Here is a 22,822-nt window from a genome sequence, read left to right as displayed (position 1 = left end):
AATGCTCTGGAAGCGCAATTCTACCCGCTATGGCGAGACCACGGCGCCCGTGACGCCTTACCAGCGTGCGGCGCAGGCCTGGGACGACCGGATCGGATCGGCCCGCGTCCAGGCAGCTAATTGGCGGTTCGCAGCGCTAGGAAGTCTGGCCCTGTCCTTCGTGCTCGCAGGCGGCCTTGTCTGGCGCTCGACCCAATCGATCGTGACGCCCTATGTCGTCGAACTGACCGGCGAAGGCGCGGTACGCGCCGTCGGCCCTGCCGACGGACGCTATGAGCCGACCGATGCGCAGATCGCCTATCACCTCGCCGAGTTCGTGAAGAATACGCGCTCCATCTCAATTGATCCGGTCGTCGTCCGCCAGAACTGGCTGAAGGCCTATGCCTATGCAACCGACCGGGCCGCGGCGACACTCAACGATTATGCCCGCGACAATGATCCGTTTACGGAGGTCGGCAGGCGCTCTGTTTCGGTGGATGTGACGAGCGTCGTGCGCGCCTCGGATGACAGTTTCACCGTCCGCTGGCGCGAAACCGCCTTCCGGAACGGGGCCGAGACCGGCCAGTCGACCCACACGGGCATCTTCTCGATCGTCATCGACCCGCCCCGCACCGAAGAGGCCCTGCGGGCCAATCCTCTCGGCCTCTACGTCCACGGTCTCAACTGGTCAAAAGACCATCAATAGGAGCATAACCCCATGAAACGCCTTGCCCCGATCCTGCTTGCCTCCTCGGCGCTTGCCGCCTGCGAGACGTTGCCGGCGTCTCGCGGTCCCGACATCACCCTCGATGAGCCAGACTATGTCGAAGACCTCTATCTCGCACCGGATGTGGAGGAGACAGAGGCCGCGGACGCCGAGCCAGCCCCAGAACCGGTCGTCTACCGCACCTACACGCCGACCATCGTGTCAGGCGCGGTGCCCGGCCAGCTGAAACCCATGCCGACGAAGACGGAAGCGCCTTCCCTCAAACCCTATCAGGCCATCGAGGCGGCGAACGGCCAGGCGGCGATCGAACCCTCGCTCGACAACTACATGAACGCGATCCAGGTCTATCCCTACACCGTGGGTGCGCTTTACCAGGTCTATTGCGCACCGGAACAGGTCACCGATATCGTCCTCCAGCCCGGCGAGGAACTCGTCTCGGTCTCGGCCGGCGACACGGTCCGCTGGGTCCTGGGAGACACGGTCTCCGGCACCGGCGCAGAGGCCCAGGCCCATATCCTGATCAAGCCGACCCAGGCCGGCCTCAAGACGAACCTCATCATCACGACGAGCTTGAGAGCCTACCACCTGGAACTCCGCGCGTTCGAGGAAACCTATATGGCGGCCGTCTCCTGGCGCTATGCCGACCAGCAATTGGTGACGCGGGTGGCGAGTTCAGGCACGGCGCGCGCATCGGCACCCTCCTCGCCCGCCGGACTGCAGCTCGACCGGCTGAAGTTCCGGTACGACATCGACGGCGATGCGCCGCACTGGCGGCCGGATCGCGTCTTCGACGATGGCCGCAAAGTCTACATCCAGTTCCCGGCCCGGCTCGACCAGGGCGAGGCCCCTGCCCTGTTCGTCATCGGCCGGGACGGCAAGTCCCAGCTCGTGAACTATCGCATGTCGGGCGACTATTATGTCGTCGACCGCCTGTTCGCCCGCGCTGAACTGCGCCTCGGCGAAAAGCGCCAGGACGTCGTGAAGATCGCGCGCAATGATCTTGGCAGCACAAAACCATGACGGAAGCGGCCTCCTCTTCTCCCCAGCCATTGGAAATCCGCGGGCGACCGCGGCCCGTCAAACGGTTCTCCAAGCGGGCCCTGATGGTGCTTGTCGGCACAGGCAGCGCGATCGTCCTCGGCTCTCTGGCGTTTGCCCTGCAGACCCCGAAGGACGACGATGGTGGTCCTGCGCGCGAGCTTTACAATACCGGGCATAATCCGGAAGCGGACGGATTGGCCACGCTTCCGAAATCTTATGGCGAACTGCCGCCGAAGGAAGATATGCTCGGGCCGCCACTGCCTGGCGACCTTGGCCCGCCGATCCTGAAGGCGCAGCGTGAAGGGCGTATGGGCCTGCCGGAGGAAGATGCGCCAGAGGTGGACTCGATGAAGGAGCAGCTGGCGGCGCTGGAAGAGAAACTCAGGGCACGCGAGGCAGCACTTACGGATGCAGCGCGCGGGAGCGGCGTGTTTTTCCAAGTGGGCTCAGGTGCAGGGTCGAAGACTGTTTTTGGGAGTGGTGCATCATCTGCGCCGAGTTCGGTGAGTTTTCCGGACCTGTCGGCCTTTGCGCCATCTCGCGAAGGAGCTTTCGGATCGTCTCTCAGCGAGGATCCGAACCGGCAGGTGCGGAAACTGGATTTCCTGGGCGAAGAGCCCGATCCCTCGATCTACAATCCGCACCGGCTCGAGACGCCTGTTTCGCCTTACCAGTTGATGGCAGGCACGATCATCCCGGCGACGCTTTTGACGGGTGTGAACTCCGATCTTCCGGGCCAGGTTATCGCGCAGGTGACGAGCCCGGTCTATGACACGGTGACCGGCGAGACCGTGCTCGTGCCGCAGGGCGCGCGCCTGATCGGACGCTATGACAGTGTCATCGCATTTGGCCAATCACGGGCCCTCCTTGTCTGGAGCCGGATCGTCATGCCCGACGGATCTTCCATCCGGATCGACAATCTCGCCGGCGTCGACGCGCGCGGCTATGCCGGACTCGAGGACAAGGTCGACTATCACTCCTGGAAGTTGCTGCAGGGCGTCGCCCTCTCGACATTGCTTGGCGTCGGCGCCGAACTCGGCACTGACGATGAAAGCGATATTGCCCGGGCGCTCCGCCGCTCGGCGCAGACCGGCGCCAATGAAGCCGGTCAGGAAATCGTGCGCCGAAACCTCGGCGTCCAGCCCACGATCACGATCCGGCCCGGCTGGCGGCTCGGCGTGCTCGCGAACAAGGACATCGTTCTGAAACCCTATGAAGAAGGACACCCACAATGAGCAAGACCAGCCTGAAGATCGGGCCGCTGCCGGACCGCACTCCACAGAAACTGACCGTCCAGATCGACCCCTCACTTGTTGCTGAACTGGAAGATTATTCCCAGGTTCATAGCCAGCTGCATGGAGAGGAGGTGAACATCGCAGTTCTGGTCCCGCATATGCTCGAAGCATTTCTGGCAAGCGATGCCGGGTTCCGGAAAGCCCGCAAGGTCCTGAAGGCCAGTCAGAAGGGCTGATTGGCAGGACGCAAGACCATGCACGAAGTCGACGAAACCGTCCGGCAGATGTCCAGTGAAATCGGGTTGCCGGTCTACCAGCGCTACTCAGAAGAAGAGGCTGCCCGGCATCTCGGCATGTCGAAACAGACCCTGAAAAGGCTGAGGGATGCAGGCCGGATCGCATACGTACGGATTTCGAAGCGCAAGCTCTCCTTCTTCGGGTTTCAGCTTGCCGAATACCTGTTGAACGCAATTGAGGAGACGACATGGCAAGATACGCAGCCAGAGTCAGATACCAGGTCGGCAAATATTGGCTCGGCCAGCGCTCAGGCAGCCCGGCCTGGTACCGGATGTGGATCGACCCCAAGACTCGCAGGACCGGACGCGCTAGCCTCGGCACAACGGATTTTGAAGAAGCAAAGGCCATCCTGAACGACTGGTTCGTTCTCAACCAATCCAAGACACAGGAAGCTCCGGACGAGACCACGCTGGCCGAAGTTTTCGCCCGGTTCTACGAACACCATGGCCAGCACCTGCGATCCGCCGTCGATATCCGCCGAACCCTTCGCTACTGGCTGGAATTTCACGGTGAAGCGACAATCAAGCAAGCGCTCCACCAGGATCAGCAGCTGAAATTCCGAAATTGGCTGTCAGCTGAAAAGAAGCTTTCGCAAAGCTCGGTCCGCAATGCGCTCATGATCGGGAAGTCTGCGCTCAACTGGGCCTGGAAACGAGGTGACATCGCTTCAGTGCCTTATGTCCAGCTGGTCAATCCCCCCAAGCCGGAACCCAAAGGCCGGCCCCTCGAAATAGAGGAGGTTGCCAAACTCCTCAAAGCTGCCAGGGAACAACATGTCCGTGTCTTGATCGCCTTCTTGATAGGAACTGCCGCCCGCACTGGCGCCATTCTTGACTTGCACCTGTCACAGATTGATCTGGAGCACAGGCTGATCGACTTGAACCCCAAAGGCCGCGAACAGACCAAGAAATACCGCCCCACTGTGAAGCTCCCGGAACAACTCGCGGCCTATATTGAGGTGCGCAAGCAGGCGTCCGGAACCGAAGCGCTTGTCCGTTATGAAGGCTCCGCCGTCGAAAGCGTAAAACGAAGCTGGGCGTCAACCCGCGCAGCTGCAGGCTTGTCCGGAAACGTCCAGACTTATTCCTTTCGGCATACGATCGCCCGCTGGCTCCGAATGCAAAGCGTTCCAGCATGGGAGGTTGCGGCACAACTCGGCCACAAGGCACCGGATTACTCGACAACGGAAATCTATGCACCCTTCGATCCTGCATACCTGACGAAGGCCACAGATGCGATCGACCTCTTTTTGTGCCAGGTCGCGCGCCAATTGGACGCCGATACGGTCTCAGAGTTCCTGCTGGAATCAATCTAAACTGTCTTATTGTCCCCGCTACGATGGGGAGTTTCATATGTCGTCGTAGACAATTCAGCATCGACGGATACCTTACACTGATCATATTTTCCGGCACTTTTGAATGAGTTACTCTTGATGTGATTATTCCCTGATATACAACACTTGAATGCCGCTCGCAGGTAAGATCTGAATCCGGACGAATTGTCAGGTTCAGAGCGCACATGATGTGCAGCGTCCGCTGCCATTCTTCATCAATCCTGTTTCTGTGGCGTACGAGTTCAGAAAAAGTCCTGAGCTTGAATGCCTTGTAAAGAGAACTCCCGGCGCAGCCGGTCCAGGCCCTTGTTGCGCAATTGTCGAATACGTTCTTTTGAAACGCCATAGTCGGCTGCCAGACTCTCAAGCGTACGCCGGGGCTCGATCATCACGTTCAGCAGAACGATCTTTCGTTCCCGACAGGGCAGTTTGGCCAGAGAACTGGATAGAACGCTCTTTATTCGTTCCTGATCAATTTTCTGGCTGACCCGAAGCTCAACCAATTCCGATTTATCAATGAGATAAGGAGATCCAAAGGCGCCTTGTCCTTCTCCCGGTTGGATATCCAGTGATTTGTCCGCCCCGGAAAACTGCGTTCGCAGGACATTCAGTCTTTGCCGCGTAATTCCAAGGTTCGATGCGATTGTCTTGTCGATCTCAGTCGGGTCGGAATCCTTTAATCGGGTCATTTCCGTTTCGACACGCCCGAGCTGGAAGAATGCCTTGCGGGCATGTGTCGACGTTCCTCGCCGCACCAACGACCAGTTGTTGAGTTTGAAGGTTTGTATTTCGGCTCTGACCCACCAGGCGGCATAGGTTGAAAGTCGAAATCCCCTTTCCGGGTCAAACCGGTCAATCGCCTTCAGAAGTCCGATATGGGCTTCCTGAATGAAGTCAGACCTCTGGCTCTCGTTTCGATCCTGCAGGAGCCGCGCCGCCATAGCTTCAGCCAGAGGCGTATACGCAACGACGAGTTTGTTTCTCGCTTTCAGGTCACGCTCATTCTGCCAGGCGCGAGCAAGGGTCTTTTCTTCTTCGGCGCTTAGCCAGTTTGCGGTCCGTTTACTCTTGGATCTCGGACGAGTTCTGGAGTCGCTGATCATCGTCTGGGGTTCCGTACATATAATATCGATTCGAAACTATCTGGTGGCGGTATATTGTCAATTTGATTTCGTTTCGATAGTAAAAGGCATGAGCGAAATTGACGCAGACAGCGCGGAGCTAGCAGAACTTCTCGTCCATGTCGGACGGGTCTTGCGAAGTGATAGCAGCGCGTCACCGCTCACAGCGGCTCAATGGACCTGTCTTCGATTCTTTTCCCGTGCTGGAAAGGAAGCGAACACTTCCTCCGCCTTTGCGGATTTTCACGGAACGTCACGCGGAACGGCTTCCCAGATCATCAAAAGCCTCCACGATAAAGGACTTCTGACAAAAATCCGCTCTAAGCAGGATGCTCGAAGCCACATATTCAAATTGTCCACACTTGGCTTGAAGATGCTGGATCAGGACCCGCTGCAGTCACTGGTTTCGGCAGTAGATTATTTGGGGCCTAAGAACCGGGAACAATTGCAGAAACTCTGCTACTCGCTTCTGGAAAATGTCAGGCAGATACGAAACAAACGCCCGTTTGGCACTTGTAGTCATTGCACGTACTACGCGACCCATTCCGGCTCCCCGGAACGGTCGCATTGCAAGTTCGATCAGAAGGATTTGGCGCCCGAGATGGTTGGCAACTGGTGTTGTGACTTCTCTCTTTCCTGAGCGACTTAAGGCCTGAATATTGATAGTTTTTCCGTCATCAGCCAGCCCGATAACATGCCGCAAATCTGCTGGACACGGCTAACGAAATTTCGTCACGTCATCACTTCCCGCGAATTGATGCCGCTTACATGCCAGATACTATCCGAAGGCGATCTCCGGACGCGGATCCGGGTTCTATGGGCGGAGACGAGCAAGCCTGCCGCACCTGCCAGAGCCGTTAGCTCAATCAGAAAGCCCCCGCCTTCCGACGTCCACCCGAATCCGGGAATGACAAAGGATGCCAGGCTCACGTACGGGATGGCCAGCGTGCAAGCTGCAGCAAACAGCTGGAGCTCTACAGCGCCCCTGGCAGTACCGCGAAGGAAGGCCCATCCAACTGCCCCGAGAAACGTCAGATAGTAGATCCAACTGTGCAAAGGCGCGATGTCGCTCGTGAAAGAGGGAAGCACTTTTGCAGCGGCGATCGTGACGGATATGCCTGCGATACAGCCCAACGATACCCCGACCGTCAGGGCACCGAGCACTTTCGTCTTCAGAGGCTGCACAGGATCCGTCTGGGTTTTCCGCGCCTTCTTCCGCCGTGACTCGATCCAGAGCAGGTTACCGGAGTAAAACAGGAAAGCGCCAGCAAGACCGAGGAAGAAATACCCCCACCGCACCGGCACGCCGCCAAAATTCCCGAAGTGGAGCGCGAAAAAGCCGGTGACGGTTGCGATGATGGGTTCCTGATGTCCAGGCAGGTAGTCCTTGGACATGACATCCCCCGTATAGGCATTCACAGCCACGATCCCGAAATCAGGCCCGCGATGACCGTAGCGTGGATCTACGCCATTCACCATTGTCTCGATGGTTCCGTCACGTTGGAAGATGTAACGGATATCTTTCACCTGAAATCCTGGGGCCTGTTCGCCAAGGCGTGCCATCAGCAAGTCCGGTGAAAGGAACACCTTCCTCTCCTCCGGATGGACATGGTGCTCAGGTTCATTCGCCTCGAACATGGCACTGAGCTGGCCGTCATAGGCGACTTTGTTCTGCACGCCGTAAAACTGGTCATGGAAGGCAAAGACAATTGCGGTCAGAGCCATGATGATATGGAAAGGCAGACTGAAAATGCCGAGCACATTGTGCACGTCGAGCCACATCCGTTTGAGATTCTTCCCGATTCTCAGGGCGAAGAGGTCCTTTGCGAACCCCGGTAGAAATACGATGACCCCTGAGATGAGCGCGATGGCGTAGAGCAAGCAGATAGCACCCATGATGGGCATTGCGATCTCATGATCGAACGGCAGCCCCACTTGCTGGTGCAGCACGTCCACAAACTGCGCGACCGGGCTGGTCGTATCCTTGCTCACTTCCAGATCCCCATTGGTATCCAGCGCGGAGTACCAGGTCTCCTGCGGCGCACCGCGTGAGCGGCCTTCGGGCCAAACCGTCCAGCTCATCCGGGCCGGACGATCCGCACTGGTCGCCACATGAATGGTATAGCCATTGCCGGCGTCGGGATGCTGCTCAATCGTCTTGCTGACGAGTTCAGCCGTCCGCTCCAGCGGCACCGGCGTGGAGAGCGCAGGCGGAGGAGACGCCCAGCGCTTCAGCTGCCCTTCGAACATGGTGATCGCCCCGGCATAGAAGGCGATGAACAAGGCAAGCCCCGAAACGATGCCCACCCAAGTGTGAACATCCTTGTACATCTTCACAATGTCGGCGCGGATCATGCTGCCCCCCCGAGAAAAGCTTTAACGGCGAACAATACGGCAAAGGAAAGGAGCGTCGCGCCGCCCAGCCACAGCCAGGCCCGCAGGCCCGTCCGGAACAAAAAACAGAAGCCGAGCACCAACGCCCAGATGGGCGACATCAACCACATATTCAGCTGTGTCTTGCCCGAGGAGTGCATCAGCCCGCCCGGCCATAGCCAGGCAAACAGCCCGGTCAGCGACAGGGCCAGCGCAAACCCCAGGATCAGCCCGGCCGAAGCCTTGCCGAACCAGCTCCGGCTGGAATAGCGGAACGTGTCGTTACTCATGTCCGTCGACTCCGGCCCGGTTTCACCACCGTCATCAGGAAGGGCAAGCCTGACCACGCCCCCATAATCACGGTCATCAGGATAAAGACTGATGCCGCCGGTCCGCAGACCTGCAAATACAGCACAAGAGAGATCACTGTGAGCACACCGCCTGCACCGAGAGAAACCGGCAGGGCCAGCCGCCGCTCCAGCAGCCTCTGGCTCGGGGCGCCGAGATAGAAGGCAACAGAGGCCGCCAGGCCAAGGACCGTCGCAGACAATATGAGAAACAGGGTCACAACGGGCCTCCAGCAAAGGTATAGGCAACGGCGCTGCCCAGTGCAGGCAAAAGTGCAGACCCATGGGTTTCGCCGGTGAGTGTGCGGTGGTGAACCGTCAGACCCTCAATACCGGTAAGCCGTGATGCGAGCGCCTCTGCTTCCGCCCGGAGACTGCCGACGCCACTGCCAGCGAGTGCGGGAGGAATATGATCCTCACCATCGCCGGCAGTCAGCACCAATGTGCGCGGGGACAGGCCCACAAGCTTGCCAGACAGTTCAGCCTCATTTCGTAACACCGCCCGAGTGCCGAACCAGATCGAGGGACTCGCAGCGACATAGGTCTGAAACAAGGAGGGATCTGCGAAAAAAGTGTCCAGCACGAACAGGCCGCCATAGCTGTGCCCGAACAAGGTTTGCCGGGAAGTATCTACCGGGAAATCCGCCTCAATCGCCGGGCGCAGGTCCGAGACGATGAACTCCCGGAAGGCACCTGCCCCGCCCACCGGGCGGCCGCGGGCATCGGCGGTCAGGTCCGTCTCCGGCGTGTAATCCAAAGACCGCCGGCTTTCTTCCGCATAACCAATCCCAACGATCAGGCCGGCTTCGAAACCATGGTCACGCGCATATTTGGCATAACGATCCGCCGTTGCGGCAGCGACAGCGAAATTATCCTCGCCATCGAGTATGTAGAGAACGGGATACCCTGCTTCCGGAGCGGGCCCTTCCGGCGTCTGGATGAAAATCCGGTAAGCGCCGCCGGTGGCCGACACAATGTCCCGCACTTCCGTCCGTTCCATGACGTAGGCAGCAGATGGCGTCTGCGGCAGGGCCGGAGCCGCGCCGCAGACAAAACAGGTCAGGATCAAAAGGAACCTGGCGATCATGGATATCCTACCACCGGTACTGGAGTCGGGCAGTCACAACGCGGCCCTGACCGTAGAAGCAGGATGCAACTGAGGAACACGTCGTCACATAGCGCTCATTGGCGACGTTCCGGACATTCAGTGAAATGTCGACACCTTCGGCAGCTGGTCCGAGTGCCCCCAGGTCATAACGGACGAACAGATCGAACAAGGTATAATCTTCGATCTCGAACACGTTATTGGAATCGCCAAAGCTTTCGCCCGTATAGCGGATGCCACCCCCAAAGCCGGTGCCTTTGAATGTCCCGTTTTCGACTTCCTGGTTGATGAAGAAAGAGGCGAGCACCTCCGGCACTTGCGCCAGCGTGTTGCCTTCAATGCCATCATTCGACTTCGTGACTTCTGCATCCTGCGTGGACGCAGACAGAATGAAGGTCGTGCCGGTATCAAGTGACGCGCGGCCTTCAAATTCGATCCCTTTGACTTCAGCCTCACCGGTCTGGATCTGGCAGACCCGGGTGCCGCACAAGGTGCCGCCGGGATCAGAAGTGGACACGTTTTCCTGAATGATGTCATAGGCGCCGAGCGTCAGATAGATGTTGCGTCCCCCTTGGTACCGGACACCAGCTTCGAACTGTTGCCCCGTCGTCGGATCGAACAACACCCCGCCTAATGTGGACGACGGGTCAACCACTTGCGGCAGGAAGGATTCCGAATAGCTAACATAAGGCGCAAAGCCATTGTCGAACAGGTACACCGCTCCGGCGCGCCAGGTAAACTTGTCCGCATCCGTATCATACTGGTAATCATTCAGAAGGTTGCTGCTTTCGTCTTCAGACCAGTCCTGACGTCCGCCCAGCGTAAAGCGCCAGTTCCCGAGGCTCGCCTGATCCTGAATGTAGAGACCGGTTTGCTTGCTGACCGCCGATCCGTATATCTGTGGATTGAGGTTTTCGTAATACGCCTCAGACCCGCGCGGCACAGGATTGAAGATGTCCCACAGAGGGTTGACCTGACCACCCGGCTGGCCCGGCAGGCTGACCAGATCGCGGAAATGCTCCCATTCGGTGTGGAAATAGTCGATGCCGCCCAGAAGCGTGTGCTCCAGCTCGCCCGTCGTGAATTTGTACTGCAGCTGCGTGTCGATCGCGAAGCCATCGCTTTCCCCATCGCCCTGAACAGCGCGCCGGCGGATCGTCTGCCCCGGAATACAGGCCGCATTCTCCGCCGGATCTGTGAACACGGAGCAATCAGTCACTGTACCGCCAGCGAGGACACCCACACGGTACAGGGTTTCCACATGCGTGTAGCGCAGATTGTTCCGAAGGGTCAGCTTGTCGGAGAAATCATGCTCGAAGAAGGAAGCCAGCAGCAGCTGGTCGCGATCGAATGCGTTCCAGTCCGGCTCGCCGATATTGGCATCATTCTCGATGTAGCCGCCATTCGTCGACTCATAGGTGCCCACGGCCGGAAGGAATTGGAAGGTCGCCCCGCCCTCGTCGCGCTGATACTGGCCAAGGAAAGTCCAGCGCGTATCGTCCGTAGGCGCCCATGTAAGGCTTGGGCTGATATAATAGCGTCCGTTCTCCACATCGTTGATTGCCGTGTCGCCATAGCGGACAAGTCCGACCAGGCGGCCGAGTAGTTTGCCATCATCGGTCAGCGCGCCGCTTCCGTCTGCAGCTGCCTGCCAGGTCCAATTTTCAAGATCGGTATAGCCAGTCGCCTGGAGCTGGGCGTTAAACTGCTTCGCTTCGGTCGGACGCTTCGAGACGATGTTGACAATGCCGCCCGGTGCCGCCTGACCGTACAGTACAGACGACGGGCCTTTCAACACTTCGATCTGCTGCAAACCGTACGGGTCAAAGCCAAAGCGCGTCCACTGGCCGCCGGCCGGCAGGCGAAGCCCGTCGACGAAATTGTTGTTTGAAGAGAACCCCCCCGCCCCGAATCCACGGACCGAAATTTCATCGGTCCGGCTGTCGATGCCCGAGGGCTCGGCCTGAACACCCGCGGAGTAGGAGAGTGCGTCGGCGATCGTGCTGACGGCGCGGAGATCGATTTCCTCGCGGCTGATCACCGAGATGCTTTGCGGCGACTCAATGATCGGGGAATCCGTCTTTGTCGTGGAGGTCGCGCTCGACAGTCCCGTCGCGACAACGACAACTGTCTCTTCAACCCGTTCTGCATCCTCCTGAGGCGCCTGGGCCATGGCGCCCCCTGACAACATGGCTGCTGAACACACACCCGCAAACAAAACTCTTCTCATGACCGCTTTCCCGCATGACCAAATCATTAGTCACCGCCTGATAGTGCAAGTCATTCTCATTCGCAATGCGCGTTGTCGAAATTGTCGCACCTATTTTAGGTTGGGACAGGCATAGGGATTTTCCGGCGAAAGATGGCCAGACCACGCCATCAGGTCAGTCGGTTCTTTGTCTTCGGATCTCTCTAAAATCAGACGCCAAATTTCAAAGCTTGAGCCAATGAAATGCTACTCAAAGCGCTCCGGCGCAGAAAGTCACCGCGCAACTTGGTCAAAACGCACCGGCCTACTCGACCACAAAGGTCAGTATGCCTTTTGATCCTGCATATCGGACCGTGGCGGCAGAGGCGATCTGCTTGCTTTTTCTCGGGTGCGCGCCAATTGCGCGCCAGTTAGATCTCAACTTTCACGTGTGATCAGGTCTAAGCCCTTGTTTCCTATGGTGCCGGCTGCAGGACTCGAACCCGCGACCCTCTGATTACAAATCAGATGCTCTACCAGCTGAGCTAAGCCGGCCCATGAGGAAACCCGTCACTAATGGGAAGTCCGCCCGGATGCAAGCAGGTGCTCCACTCCGGATGCACGAGGCACGCCTTTCTGGCCTTGTGACAGGCCACCTCTTGCCCCGGAGGTGCCACATTTGAGCGGAAATTTCCCCTGATGCGCGAGACAAGGGTCGCTCTCCCATAGCCAAAACACTGTTATGTTTAGGCTTTCCCTCCGCCCGTCAGAATTCATCCAAATTCCTTGGCACCGCCTCATTCGCCCCGGTGGCTGCACATTTCGGCCTCAAACCGCGCCTATCCCATAGTTCATGAAGAGGCACAGGAACCGGAAGAGTTCCCAGGGATTGATGGAGCAAGAAATGAGCACGAAGGAGACAATCATGAAACGCACGCTGTTCGCTGCCGCCGGGCTGGGCCTTGTTGGCGCCCTCGTTGCGCTGCCGGCCGTTTCCGACGCGCCCAAGCCGCCGCCGGCCGAGCCTGTCTATGTCGCCCGCAAACCTGTTTGCGAGGACATGAAACTGTCCATCTATTTTCCGGCTTATGAGACCATGCTGTCTTCCTATTCAGTCCGGGCACTGAATGCTGCCACTGACAGCCTCGACGGCTGCGCTGTGACCGACATCGATGTTGCCGTGGTGTCTGAAGAGGCCCACACCGATTCCGAAATGGCGCAATTGTCGGAAGCCCGCGCCGCCGCCGTGCTGCAGGCACTTTCCGACCGGGGGATTTACGCCCCGCGCATCGAAACGAATTTCAGCCAGGTGAACGCCAATGCCGCTTCCGCTGAAGTTCAGGCTGAGCCGATGGCCCGCCGTGTCGACATCAATCTCGATGTGAAGCCGCTCTACGGCCTCTGATTCCGTTTCCTCTAAAGACCGGTGCAGGTCAGATCACCGCGCCTGCACCGCTGACTGCCCCGGACCGGCCTCGCCGTTCCGGGGCCTTTCTTTGCGGCCAGGGCGGGCAAAGGCCCTGACGCAATACAGGTTTTTTGTCTGTTCGAATTCTTTCATTTCCGTCACGCCGCGCTAAAAGACACGCTCAATCGGGGCCGCAAGGCCTGAATCGCGGTCCTGAAGGCCCTAAAACGGAAAAGACTGGAACCCAATGACGCAAACCCGGCGCATCCTCGTCACCTCTGCCCTGCCGTACATCAACGGCGTCAAGCATCTCGGCAACCTTGCCGGCTCGATGCTTCCGGCTGACGTGTACTCCCGCGTGATGCGCCTGCTGGGCCATGAGGTGACCTATATCTGTGCCACGGACGAGCATGGCACGCCGGCTGAGCTGGCCGCACAGGCCGCGGGCATCAGCGTGCAGGAATATTGCGACGAGCAATATGAGATCCAGCGTGCGGCCGGCGAAGGCTTCAGCCTGTCCTTCGACTGGTTCGGCCGCACGTCACGTCCGGCAAACCACGCTGTGACCCAGCATCTCGCCCAGGCGCTGGAAAAGCAGGGCCTGATCGAGGAGCGGACGTCAAAACAGGTCTATTCCGTCGATGACGGGCGCTTCCTGCCGGACCGCTATGTCGAGGGCACCTGCCCGACCTGCGGCTTCGAAAAGGCCCGCGGCGACCAGTGCGACAATTGCGGGCGCCTGCTGGACCCGGTCGACCTGATCGATCCGTACTCGTCGGTTTCTGGCAGCCGGAACATCGAGATCCGCGACACGAACCATCTCTACCTGCTGCAGGGGCAGATGCAGGACCGGATCCGCGAATGGGTGAAGAGCAAAGGCGCCCAGTGGCCGAGCCTTGCGGTTTCCATCGCCAACAAGTGGCTGGACGAAGGCCTTATCGCCCGCTCCATCACCCGCGACCTCAGCTGGGGCGTCAAAGTCACCGATGCAGAGGGCAACCCTCGCCCCGGATACGAGGACAAGGTCTTCTATGTGTGGTTCGATGCCCCGATCGGCTACATCTCCGCCACGCAGGAATGGGCCGAGGCCACGGGCAATGACTGGGAAACCCTCTGGAAAACCGACAAGGGCGCCGATGAGGTCGAGTACGTCCAGTTCATGGGCAAGGACAATGTCGCCTTCCACACCGTGTCCTTCCCGGTCACGCTGCTCGGCTGCGGCGAACCATGGAAAACCGTCGACAAGCTGAAAGCCTTCAACTGGGTCACCTGGTATGGCGGCAAGTTCTCCACATCGATGAAGCGCGGCGTCTTTATGGACCAGGCGCTGGAGCTGCTGCCGGCGGATTACTGGCGCTGGTACCTGATCTCCAACGCGCCGGAAGGCTCCGATGCCGCCTTCACCTGGGAAGGCTTCCAGTCGGCCGTGAATTCAGACCTCGCCAACGTCCTCGGCAATTTCGTGAACCGGATCACGAAGTACACCGCGTCCAAGTTCGACGGTCAGGTGCCGGATGCCGGCACCCCGGGCGACGCCGAAGCGTGGATGGTCAATGAGCTGAAGGAGCGCCTGCCCCGCCTGATCGAGCATTATGAGGCGATGGAGTTCCGCAAAGCCGCCGCAGAGACCCGCGCCATCTGGGCCGCCGGGAACGAGTATCTCACCAAGGCCGAGCCGTGGGTGAAGTACAAATCGGATGTCGATGCGGCAGCCATTGGCGTACGCGCAGGCCTCAACCTGGCGGCGCTGTTCGGTATCATCGCCCAGCCCATCATACCGGGCGCTGCGAAGAAGATTCTCGATGCCCTGAATATCCCGGAAGAGAACCGGAATTTCCCGGCAGCAGACGCGGACTTTGCCGGCCTGCTGGATGCCCTGCCGCACGGCATGGCGATCTCCCCGCCGGACGTCCTGTTCCAGAAGATCGAGGATGCGCAGGTCGAAGAGTGGACCGAGCGCTTCGGCGGCGGAACCGAAAGCTAGGACTATTCGGAAGAGGCGTTGCCGGTCTGGTCACCGGACGCGTCTTCCGATGCGGTCTCTTCTTTCAGGTCTGCCCTGAGGGCGTGCAGCCTTTCCCGGTAGTGTTCGGCATCGCCATATTCCGAGAACCCGGCATAGCGCGCATGCGTGCCGATCACGCGGCGTGCCTGCTTGATCGGGCACCAGTATTGTTCCGTGCGTGCCGCCACTTCGCGTACATAGGCGATGACGCCGTTCGCGTAGGAGCAATAGGCGCAGTTCAGCTTCTCCATCGCATTGAGGTAAGCGAGGCTTTTGCGATCAAACACGAGATAATCCCGGCGTTTGACCTGCGGGATGCCGTACACGCGAAAGCAAATGGCCTGGTACAAGGACACCCAGAGGTCCAGCACGACGAAGGCCACGATCAGGGAATAGATGACCGGCGCCGTCACAACGACCCAGAAACGTGCGCTCAACAGGTAGGGGATCAGAGCCTTCCGCAGCTCGAGGTGCCGACGGATGACTTCCTGATCGAACAGGACCCGGCCACGCTCCATCCCGAAGCGGAACCCTGCCCGCTTCTTGGCAAATTCCGCTTCGAGCTCCAGTTCAAGCTCATGGATCCTGCCAAGTATCCGGTCTGTGTGGTCTGACATGCTTCCCGATGCTCCCAGCTGATGGTGTTTATGATCGGGCCCGCTCAGGTCACGACCGCCTGAATATAACTGACAGATTATTCGCCGGCATGTCGATCACCGCCTTAAGGCTCAGCCCTGCGGCTTCCGCCAGTGGCACGATCTGCGCATCGAGATCACGCACTCCCCAGGCCGGATCACGTGATTTCAGATTCTCGCTGAATGCTGCATTCGAGGGCGCAATCTCGCCATTGCGGGCGTAAGGCCCATAGAGGAACAGATGCCCGCCAGGCTTCAGCAGGCGTCCCGCCCCACGTAGCAGGCCTTCCGTCGCCTCGAAGGGCGAGATGTGGATCATGTTCACGGACACGATCAGGTCCCAGGCTTGGCCTTCCACCTCGCCCCAATTGTCAGTCGAAGCATCAATCACCAGCGGACCAGACAAGCGGCCGTGCTCTGCCGCATCGCGCCAGGCCTGCTGGCTTGCACGGCCGGCGGCATCTATGTCGGAATAGGTCCAGTGCAGGCCAGAAAAGGCCTCCGTCAGGTATGCGCCGTGCTCGCCCGTACCGGAGGCAATCTCCAGTACATTTCCCGCCGTCAGCCCCTGTTCAGCAAACACATCACGGATCGGTTCCCGATTGCGGGCAGTTGAGGGGGCAAAGTGCCTGCCATCCCCTCTATCTGCACGAGGTTCCAGCGCTACGGGCTTTTCGTCAGCCATCCGCCCGCTCGAAGTCGTACATCTCGGTTGTGACAGACGCCTGCCCCATCGCGTTGTAGCGCGGCCCGACGGCTCGTTCCGGGGCAAAATGCGCATCAAGACGCGCTACCTGGTCCGATGTCAGGGTGACCTCCGCCGCGCGGAAGTTTTCCTCCAGATGTTTCAGATTGGTCGTGCCGGGGATGGGCAACACATTGGGCCCTTTGGCCAGAGTCCAGGCAATCGCCAGCTCTGCGACCGAGCAGCCCACCTCCTCTGCCATGGCTTTTGCAGCATCCAACAGCGGCAGGTTGCCGGCATAGTTCTCGGCTTTGAAGCGCGGGAAGATGCTAAGGCGCATGTCCGTTTCATGGAATGTCGCGGGGTCTGCCGGTGGATCGGCAAGGAAGCCGCGTCCGACCGGCGAGAAGGCCACAAGCGCAGTACCCAACTCCTCGCAGGCCTGCATGACGGCAATCTCCGGATTGCGGACCCAGAGAGAGTATTCCGACTGCATCGCCGTGATCGGATGCACCGCAGCGCCGCGGCGCAACTGCTCTGCGCCCATTTCCGACAGGCCCGCGAACCGGATCTTGCCTTCGGAGACAAGATCCGCCAGCGCCCCGACCGAGTCCTCGATCGGCACGTTCGGATCAGGCCGGTGCAGGTAGTAGAGGTCAATCACGTCCGTCTTCAGACGTTTCAGGCTCGCCTCGCAGGCCGCCTTGATCACTTCCGGCCGGCCATCCAGGATGCGTTTGCCATCCCGGAAGCCCAGCACGCATTTGCTGGCGAGGAATAAGTCCTGCCGGTGGGCGCCGAGCGCCTCGCCGATCAGTTCCTCACTCCGGCCGAAGCCGTACAACGTCGCCGTGTCGAAGAAATCGTATCCGAGATCAAAGGCCTTCACGAGCAGCGCTCTGGCCTCGTCCTCAGGAAGCGGCGGCCCATAGGCATGACAGATGTTCATGCATCCAAGGCCAACCGGATAGACCTCCCGGTCTCCGATCTTGCGACGTTGTACGTTCATTCAATTATCCCCTTGGTGTGAATTGCTCCCGCAATTCCTTTTTCAGGATCTTGCCGTTTGCGTTGCGCGGCAGAGGTTGGTCCATGAAATGGATCTCGACCGGCACCTTGAAGGCTGCCAGCTGATTGGCGACGTGGGCACGCAGTTCGTCCTCGGTGACGCTCATGCCGGGTTTCAGCTGGACGACGGCGCCAACCTCTTCGCCCAGCACCTTGTGGGGAATACCGACAACGGCCGCGTCCATCACAGCCGGATGGTCGTAAAGCGCGCTTTCCACTTCGATGCTGTAGATGTTCTCGCCGCCGCGGATCAGCATGTCCTTTGCGCGGTCGACCAGGAACAGGAAGCCCTCTTCGTCGAGACGCGCAAGGTCTCCGGTCACGACCCAGCCATTGCGGAATGTCTCAGCCGTGGCATCCGGACGGTTCCAGTAGAGCTTGCAGTTCGACGGGCTCTTGCACCACAGTTCGCCGACTTCACCGGCGGGCATTTCCTTGCCATCCGGATCACAAATCTTCAGCTCCACGGCGGACGGTGGCGCGCCCGCGCTGGTCGGACGGTTCACATAGTCTTCGCCGATATTCAGCGTTACGGTCGCGCAGGTTTCCGTCATGCCCCAGCCATTGCCGGGGGCTGCGTTTGGCAGGCGGCGCTTGATGGTGGAGACGAGCTCCGGCGCGGACGGGGCACCGCCATAGGAAACGACCTCAATCGAGGACAGGTCATACTTGTCGCGGTCCGGATGCTCCAGCACCTGCCAGGCGATTGCCGGCACGCCGCCGATGCTGGTGATGCGCTCGCGCTCGATGATCGGCAGGGCTTCCGATGCGTCCCATTTGTACATGGTCACGATCTTGTCGCCGCGCAGGGCAGTCGGGATCAGGATCGCGAAGGAACCGGTCGCGTGGAAGAACGGGATCGACATGAGCGTCGCACGCGTCACGTTCGGATCGGGTTCCGGAACGGCCTCGCCTTTGCGCAAATACATCCGCGCGGTGCAGGTCAGCGAGTTGAACATGTTCGCAATCACGGCGCGGTGGGTTGCCAGGGCGCCTTTCGGTTTACCCGTCGTGCCCGACGTATACATGATCGTGGCGTCGTCATCCGGACCGATCTCAACATCCGGCATGCCGATGTCTGCGAGGTCCGCCCAGCTATTTGCCGGGCCGATCGCATCTTCCATAGAGCTGACGGAGGGATGATTATGCTCGTCACCCGGTTCGCGCGCGATAATGACGTGCTTCAGGTCCGGCAGGTCGCCCAGATGCTCATGGATGCGCTCGAAGATCTGGGGATCGACAACCGCTGCCTTCACGCCTGCGAAGGAGAGACCGTATTCCAGCTCTTCGCCGGTCCACCAGGAGTTCATGGGCGTGGCGATCGCACCGAGGCTGAGCGCGGCATAGAACGCCACCGGCCATTGCGGATAGTTCCGCATGATCACGGCCACGCGGTCGCCCTTGGTGATGCCATACTTGTCGCGCAGCGTGGCAGCGAAATGCTCCACGGCGCGAAGCATCGCCTTATAGGTCACCCGTTCATCCTTGTAGACGATATAGTCCCGCTCCGGATGGGTCATCGCGGCGAGGAACAGGATCGAATGAATGTTCGGCGGCGCGTTCGTGTAGCCCTTCGACGGGACACCATCAATCACGGTATCTTCTACCTGAACCGGAGAACCGGGTGCCGCCAAAGCGGCGTTGGCCTCAGCGATGGACATGGCGGGCCAATTGGGGGGAAGCAGCTCAGATGACATGGGTTTCCTCGGGCAGGTTATGTGGTTCGCGCCACACAACCACGCCGAGGGCCGGGTTTGAAGAGGCCGTAGAGCCGCGGATCAGGGATTCTGCGCCCTTACCTTGCGGAAAGAACTGCGGAAATATCCCCGAACCGGGCGTGCGGGCTGCAATAGATCCTACAGCCTCAGAGGATTTACTTGCCGAAATCGCAGAAGCGGAGCTCGTGATAGGTTCCGTCGGGCTCGGTGACATCATAGGCGCGTCCGGTCAGGGCATCGCCCTCACACAGATAGCCGATCTGGTACATGGCCAGCAGGGCCTGATTGTCCGGCGTCAGGTCGTTGGCGATCATCAGGTCGATGGCATCGTCGTGACGGCCAAGCTCCATGAGGATATTGAACTTCTGTGTCCGGGTCGTTTCCGGCTGGGCAAGCAGCGCGTTCAGCGACGTCGCCTTGCCACGGGCACTGTCCAGCATCGAGGCAGCGGCTGTGCTCCACTCGGTATCGCTAAAGTCCGCCAGGACCTCTTCAAAGTCCTCGATGGCGCCCATCGTGTCATACCCGTTCTCGCCAAGACGCAGCTCGCCACGGCGATAGAGCACTTCCGCCATCTGCTCGCGGCTGAGTGACGGGTCGCCCGTCAGCTGCGTCAGCCGGTCGATGGCAGCCTGGGTGTTTCCTGCGGTGACCAGCTCCTCAACAGTCTGCATCGCCAGTTCGTAAGGCGACATAACAGGTGTCGCCGAAACCGCAGCAGCAGTGTCGGTAGCGGGCGCGGGCGTGGAGCTGCAGGCTGCTAGAACAAGCGCGGATGCGGCGGCGGAGAGGCTGAGGCGAATCATGATCGGAAGCTCCGTACAGGCAGGTTGAGGCAATGACCCTGTTGTTAGACGTGCAACACGTACGGCGGCAGGGCCGGATTGTGAATTTTGTGTGGTCTTTACGACCCGGGGTCCGCTGCGCCTGCCCCGATTTCGACCGGCTGCGGCAGCGGGCTGCACCATGTAAGACCTTCCAGCCAGGCGCGAGACTCGCCGGCGCCCTGCACCGGCCCGCCTTCCCCTTCGGCGCCACAGATATAGCCGGCATCTTTCAGCTTTTGCGTCTGTTCCTCATTCGGGCTGAGGCCTGCGCGGTGATAGCGGCGGGCGGGCACGTCCCGTTCGCCCAGAGCCCAGGAGACATCGAACCATTGCGGCAGGGTCAGCATGTAATTGAGGCGTGGCTCCAGCGCTTCCAGATCTGAGCGGGCGAGATCCAGCTCGATCTCTGCCTGTCCGGCACGCGGATGGTCCGGAGCGAGCGCCAGCATGGCTTCGAAATCAGCCACGGCGCCACGCCGGTTATCCCCTGCCAATCGGCGCAGGCTGGCACGCTGGTATAGCGCCTCAGCACGCTGCTCCGGTTTCAGCTGCGGATCGGCCAGTAGCTGCGTCAGCGCAGCATCCTCCTGATAGGGGTTACCCGCCGCCTTCGCCGCAGCAATGCGGTCAGCAAAAGGGATGGCCGGCTCTGGCGCTGAGGCACATGCAGCAGCGGCGACAAGCATCAGCGCCGCCAGAAAGGAACGATATGAACGCATGAAGGCACCTAACCGGGCTTCGCCCGGACCCGCAAATTGCATTTCAGTTAGGCGCAGAAATCAGGCCGGGATAAGGCCCGGATCAGGCTCTGGCGAGGCGCTCGATCTCGGCAATATCGCCCCGTCCCAGCGCCTCGATGGCGCGGGCGGCGATGTGCCGGGCATTCAGGCCTGCTGCCTCGTACATGTTGTAGGGCGTGTCCTGATCCTGGAACACATCCGGCAGGGTCATCGGCCGGATCTTCAGACCACTGTCGAGTCCGCCGCTGCGGGCGAGGTATTCCAGCACGAAGCTGCCGAAGCCGCCGGTGGCGCCTTCCTCGATCGTGATCAGCACTTCATGCTCTTTCGCGAGGCGGTCGACCAGCTCGGTGTCCAGTGGCTTGGCAAAGCGGGCATCGGCCACTGTTGCCGACAGGCCTTGTGCCGCCAGCATGTCCGCCGCCTTCATCGCCTCACCAAGGCGCGCGCCATAGGACAGGATCGCAATCGCCGTGCCTTCACGGATCACCCGGCCCTTGCCGATTTCCAGCGGCGTCAGGATCTCCGGCATGTCAACGCCAGCGCCTTCCCCGCGCGGATAGCGGAAGGAACTCGGCCGGTCGTCGATTTCCAGCGAGGTCAGCACCATGCGGGCCAGCTCCGCCTCGTCTCCGGCCGCCATGCAGATCAGGCCCGGCAGCGCGCCGAGATAACCGATGTCGAAGCTTCCGGCATGGGTCGCGCCGTCGGCGCCGACAAGGCCTGCCCGGTCGATGGCAAAGCGCACCGGCAGTTTCTGGATCGCCACATCATGCACGACCTGATCGTAACCGCGCTGAAGGAAGGTCGAATAGATCGCGCAGAACGGCTTCAACCCGTCTGCGGCGAGGCCTGCCGCAAAGGTGACCGCATGCTGCTCGGCAATGCCGACATCGAAATGACGGTCAGGATACTTCGCAGCGAAGATGTCTGTGGACGTGCCCGACGGCATGGCCGCCGTGATCGCGCAGATCTTGTCGTCTTTCTCCGCCAGCTGCGTCAGCGTCTGGCCGAAGACCTTCTGATAGGCCGGGGCCTTCGGTTTCGGCTTGGATTGTTCGCCGGTGACGACCGAGAATTTCGAGACGCCGTGATACTTGTCGGCGGAGTTCTCAGCCGGGGCGTAGCCTTTGCCCTTCTGCGTGACGACGTGGATCAGGATTGGCCCGTCCCGCATCGCCTGCACGTTTTCGAGGATCGGGATCAGCACATCCAGGTCATGCCCGTCGATCGGGCCGACATAATAGAAACCCAGTTCCTCAAACAGCGTACCGCCCATGGCGAAGCCGCGCAGGAATTCCTCGGCGCGGCGGGCCGGGCTTTCAAGGCCCATCGGCGCCACGACCTTCTTGGCGATCCGGCGCAGGCCCCGGTAAGGCCGCGAGGAAACGAGTTGCGAAAGATGGTTGCTCATCGCGCCGACCGGCGGAGCGATGGACATGTCATTGTCGTTGAGGATGACGATCAGGCGCGACTTGTCTGCGCCGGCATTGTTCATCGCCTCATAGGCCATGCCGGCAGACATTGAGCCGTCGCCGATCACGGCGATGACGCTGGAATCCTCATCCTGAATATCCCGCGCCTTGGCAAAGCCCAGCCCGGCCGAGATCGACGTCGCCGCATGCGCGGCACCGAACGGATCGTACTCGCTTTCGGAGCGCTTGGTGAAGCCGGAAAGGCCGCCGCCCTGGCGCAGGGTGCGCATCTGGTCGCGCCGACCGGTCAGGATCTTGTGCGGATAGCACTGGTGGCCGACATCCCAGATCAGCTTGTCCTTCGGCGTGTTGAACACCGAATGGATCGCCACGGTCAGTTCGACCACGCCGAGGCCGGAGCCGAGGTGTCCGCCGGTAACCGAAACCACGTCGATCACCTCTTCGCGCACTTCATTCGCGATCTGTTTCAGCTCCGCCCGGGAACGCCCTTTCAGGTCGTCGGGGGAGTCGATCGCGTCGAGCAGGCGGTTGGGTCGGATGTCGGTCATCGTTCT

At 60.2% G+C, this 22,822-nt stretch carries 22 protein-coding genes and 1 tRNA gene; 9 read left to right on the top strand and 14 right to left on the bottom strand.

Going from position 1 to position 22,822, the window contains the following annotated elements; translation table 11 throughout:
• Position 1: 1 nt before the first annotated feature.
• From trbF to HJA_RS03185, 6 genes are read left to right on the top strand one after another with little or no spacing between them, the layout of a single operon-like run.
• Positions 2–685: a conjugal transfer protein TrbF gene (gene trbF, locus HJA_RS03205; RefSeq protein ID WP_035578208.1), complete on the top strand. Its 684-nt coding sequence runs from the start codon at positions 2–4 to the stop codon at positions 683–685.
• Positions 686–697: 12 nt separating this feature from the next.
• On the top strand, positions 698–1,726 hold the full coding sequence (gene trbG / locus HJA_RS03200) for a P-type conjugative transfer protein TrbG (protein ID WP_035578206.1): 1,029 nt from the start codon (positions 698–700) through the stop codon (positions 1,724–1,726).
• Entirely contained in the window at positions 1,723–2,982 is a 1,260-nt protein-coding gene (locus HJA_RS03195; protein ID WP_035578204.1) for a TraB/TrbI/VirB10 family type IV secretion system protein, read from the top strand. The genes trbG and HJA_RS03195 overlap by 4 nt, the downstream gene beginning before the upstream one ends.
• Positions 2,979–3,218: a DUF2274 domain-containing protein gene (locus HJA_RS03190; protein WP_035578202.1), complete on the top strand. Its 240-nt coding sequence runs from the start codon at positions 2,979–2,981 to the stop codon at positions 3,216–3,218. The genes HJA_RS03195 and HJA_RS03190 overlap by 4 nt, the downstream gene beginning before the upstream one ends.
• An 18-nt stretch (positions 3,219–3,236) precedes the next feature.
• Positions 3,237–3,632, top strand: a complete 396-nt coding sequence (locus HJA_RS18490; protein WP_155839848.1) for a helix-turn-helix domain-containing protein — start codon at positions 3,237–3,239, stop codon at positions 3,630–3,632.
• Entirely contained in the window at positions 3,551–4,594 is a 1,044-nt protein-coding gene (locus HJA_RS03185) for a tyrosine-type recombinase/integrase (RefSeq protein WP_155839847.1), read from the top strand. Before HJA_RS18490 ends, HJA_RS03185 begins: the two co-directional genes overlap by 82 nt.
• Before the next feature lie 260 nt (positions 4,595–4,854).
• Here the strand turns inward: HJA_RS03185 and HJA_RS03180 are convergent, their stop codons facing one another.
• A complete protein-coding gene (locus HJA_RS03180; protein WP_035578199.1) occupies positions 4,855–5,715 on the bottom strand; it encodes a sigma-70 family RNA polymerase sigma factor in 861 nt (286 codons plus the stop codon).
• 88 nt (positions 5,716–5,803) lie between these two features.
• Here HJA_RS03180 and HJA_RS18310 point away from each other — a divergent pair, with 88 nt between their 5' ends.
• Positions 5,804–6,373: a MarR family winged helix-turn-helix transcriptional regulator gene (locus tag HJA_RS18310; protein ID WP_162177018.1), complete on the top strand. Its 570-nt coding sequence runs from the start codon at positions 5,804–5,806 to the stop codon at positions 6,371–6,373.
• A gap of 92 nt (positions 6,374–6,465) precedes the next feature.
• Here the strand turns inward: HJA_RS18310 and HJA_RS03175 are convergent, their stop codons facing one another.
• From HJA_RS03175 to HJA_RS03150, 6 genes are all read right to left on the bottom strand, one after another.
• The gene (locus HJA_RS03175; RefSeq protein ID WP_035578197.1) at positions 6,466–8,088 is read right to left on the bottom strand and encodes a PepSY-associated TM helix domain-containing protein; all 1,623 of its coding nucleotides are present in this window, start codon (positions 8,086–8,088) and stop codon (positions 6,466–6,468) included.
• Positions 8,085–8,396 (bottom strand): hypothetical protein, encoded by a 312-nt coding sequence (locus HJA_RS03170; RefSeq protein ID WP_035578194.1) that lies wholly within the window; start codon positions 8,394–8,396, stop codon positions 8,085–8,087. Before HJA_RS03170 ends, HJA_RS03175 begins: the two co-directional genes overlap by 4 nt.
• On the bottom strand, positions 8,393–8,674 hold the full coding sequence (locus tag HJA_RS03165; protein ID WP_035578192.1) for a hypothetical protein: 282 nt from the start codon (positions 8,672–8,674) through the stop codon (positions 8,393–8,395). Before HJA_RS03165 ends, HJA_RS03170 begins: the two co-directional genes overlap by 4 nt.
• The gene (locus HJA_RS03160) at positions 8,671–9,540 is read right to left on the bottom strand and encodes an alpha/beta hydrolase (protein ID WP_051597300.1); all 870 of its coding nucleotides are present in this window, start codon (positions 9,538–9,540) and stop codon (positions 8,671–8,673) included. Before HJA_RS03160 ends, HJA_RS03165 begins: the two co-directional genes overlap by 4 nt.
• Before the next feature lie 7 nt (positions 9,541–9,547).
• A complete protein-coding gene (locus HJA_RS03155) occupies positions 9,548–11,731 on the bottom strand; it encodes a TonB-dependent siderophore receptor (protein ID WP_206741660.1) in 2,184 nt (727 codons plus the stop codon).
• A gap of 494 nt (positions 11,732–12,225) precedes the next feature.
• A tRNA-Thr gene (locus tag HJA_RS03150) sits at positions 12,226–12,301 on the bottom strand.
• Positions 12,302–12,671: 370 nt separating this feature from the next.
• Here HJA_RS03150 and HJA_RS03145 point away from each other — a divergent pair.
• Together HJA_RS03145 and metG are read left to right on the top strand one after the other, a co-directional pair.
• On the top strand, positions 12,672–13,151 hold the full coding sequence (locus HJA_RS03145; protein WP_155839846.1) for an OmpA family protein: 480 nt from the start codon (positions 12,672–12,674) through the stop codon (positions 13,149–13,151).
• A gap of 250 nt (positions 13,152–13,401) precedes the next feature.
• Positions 13,402–15,138 carry a methionine--tRNA ligase gene (metG, locus tag HJA_RS03140; protein WP_035578186.1) on the top strand — a complete coding sequence of 579 codons (1,737 nt, stop codon included), beginning with the start codon at positions 13,402–13,404 and terminating at the stop codon, positions 15,136–15,138.
• 2 nt (positions 15,139–15,140) lie between these two features.
• Here the strand turns inward: metG and HJA_RS03135 are convergent, their stop codons facing one another.
• The 7 genes from HJA_RS03135 to dxs form a co-directional block, all read right to left on the bottom strand.
• Positions 15,141–15,776, bottom strand: a complete 636-nt coding sequence (locus HJA_RS03135) for a hypothetical protein (RefSeq protein ID WP_051597299.1) — start codon at positions 15,774–15,776, stop codon at positions 15,141–15,143.
• 49 nt (positions 15,777–15,825) lie between these two features.
• The gene (locus HJA_RS03130) at positions 15,826–16,479 is read right to left on the bottom strand and encodes a DUF938 domain-containing protein (protein ID WP_081814491.1); all 654 of its coding nucleotides are present in this window, start codon (positions 16,477–16,479) and stop codon (positions 15,826–15,828) included.
• Positions 16,472–17,488 (bottom strand): aldo/keto reductase, encoded by a 1,017-nt coding sequence (locus HJA_RS03125; protein WP_035578184.1) that lies wholly within the window; start codon positions 17,486–17,488, stop codon positions 16,472–16,474. Before HJA_RS03125 ends, HJA_RS03130 begins: the two co-directional genes overlap by 8 nt.
• A 4-nt stretch (positions 17,489–17,492) precedes the next feature.
• A complete protein-coding gene (locus tag HJA_RS03120; RefSeq protein ID WP_035578182.1) occupies positions 17,493–19,244 on the bottom strand; it encodes a class I adenylate-forming enzyme family protein in 1,752 nt (583 codons plus the stop codon).
• A 176-nt stretch (positions 19,245–19,420) separates the two neighbouring features.
• Positions 19,421–20,071, bottom strand: coding sequence for a tetratricopeptide repeat protein (locus HJA_RS03115; RefSeq protein ID WP_155839845.1), 651 nt, complete (start codon positions 20,069–20,071; stop codon positions 19,421–19,423).
• Positions 20,072–20,169: 98 nt separating this feature from the next.
• The gene (locus HJA_RS03110; RefSeq protein WP_035578178.1) at positions 20,170–20,811 is read right to left on the bottom strand and encodes a hypothetical protein; all 642 of its coding nucleotides are present in this window, start codon (positions 20,809–20,811) and stop codon (positions 20,170–20,172) included.
• A gap of 82 nt (positions 20,812–20,893) precedes the next feature.
• Entirely contained in the window at positions 20,894–22,816 is a 1,923-nt protein-coding gene (gene dxs, locus HJA_RS03105) for a 1-deoxy-D-xylulose-5-phosphate synthase (protein WP_035578176.1), read from the bottom strand.
• Positions 22,817–22,822 lie beyond the last annotated feature (6 nt).

The organism is Hyphomonas jannaschiana VP2 (assembly GCF_000685215.1).
Taxonomy (GTDB): Bacteria; Pseudomonadota; Alphaproteobacteria; order Caulobacterales; family Hyphomonadaceae; genus Hyphomonas; species Hyphomonas jannaschiana.
This window is presented reverse-complemented; position numbering and strand designations above follow the sequence as displayed.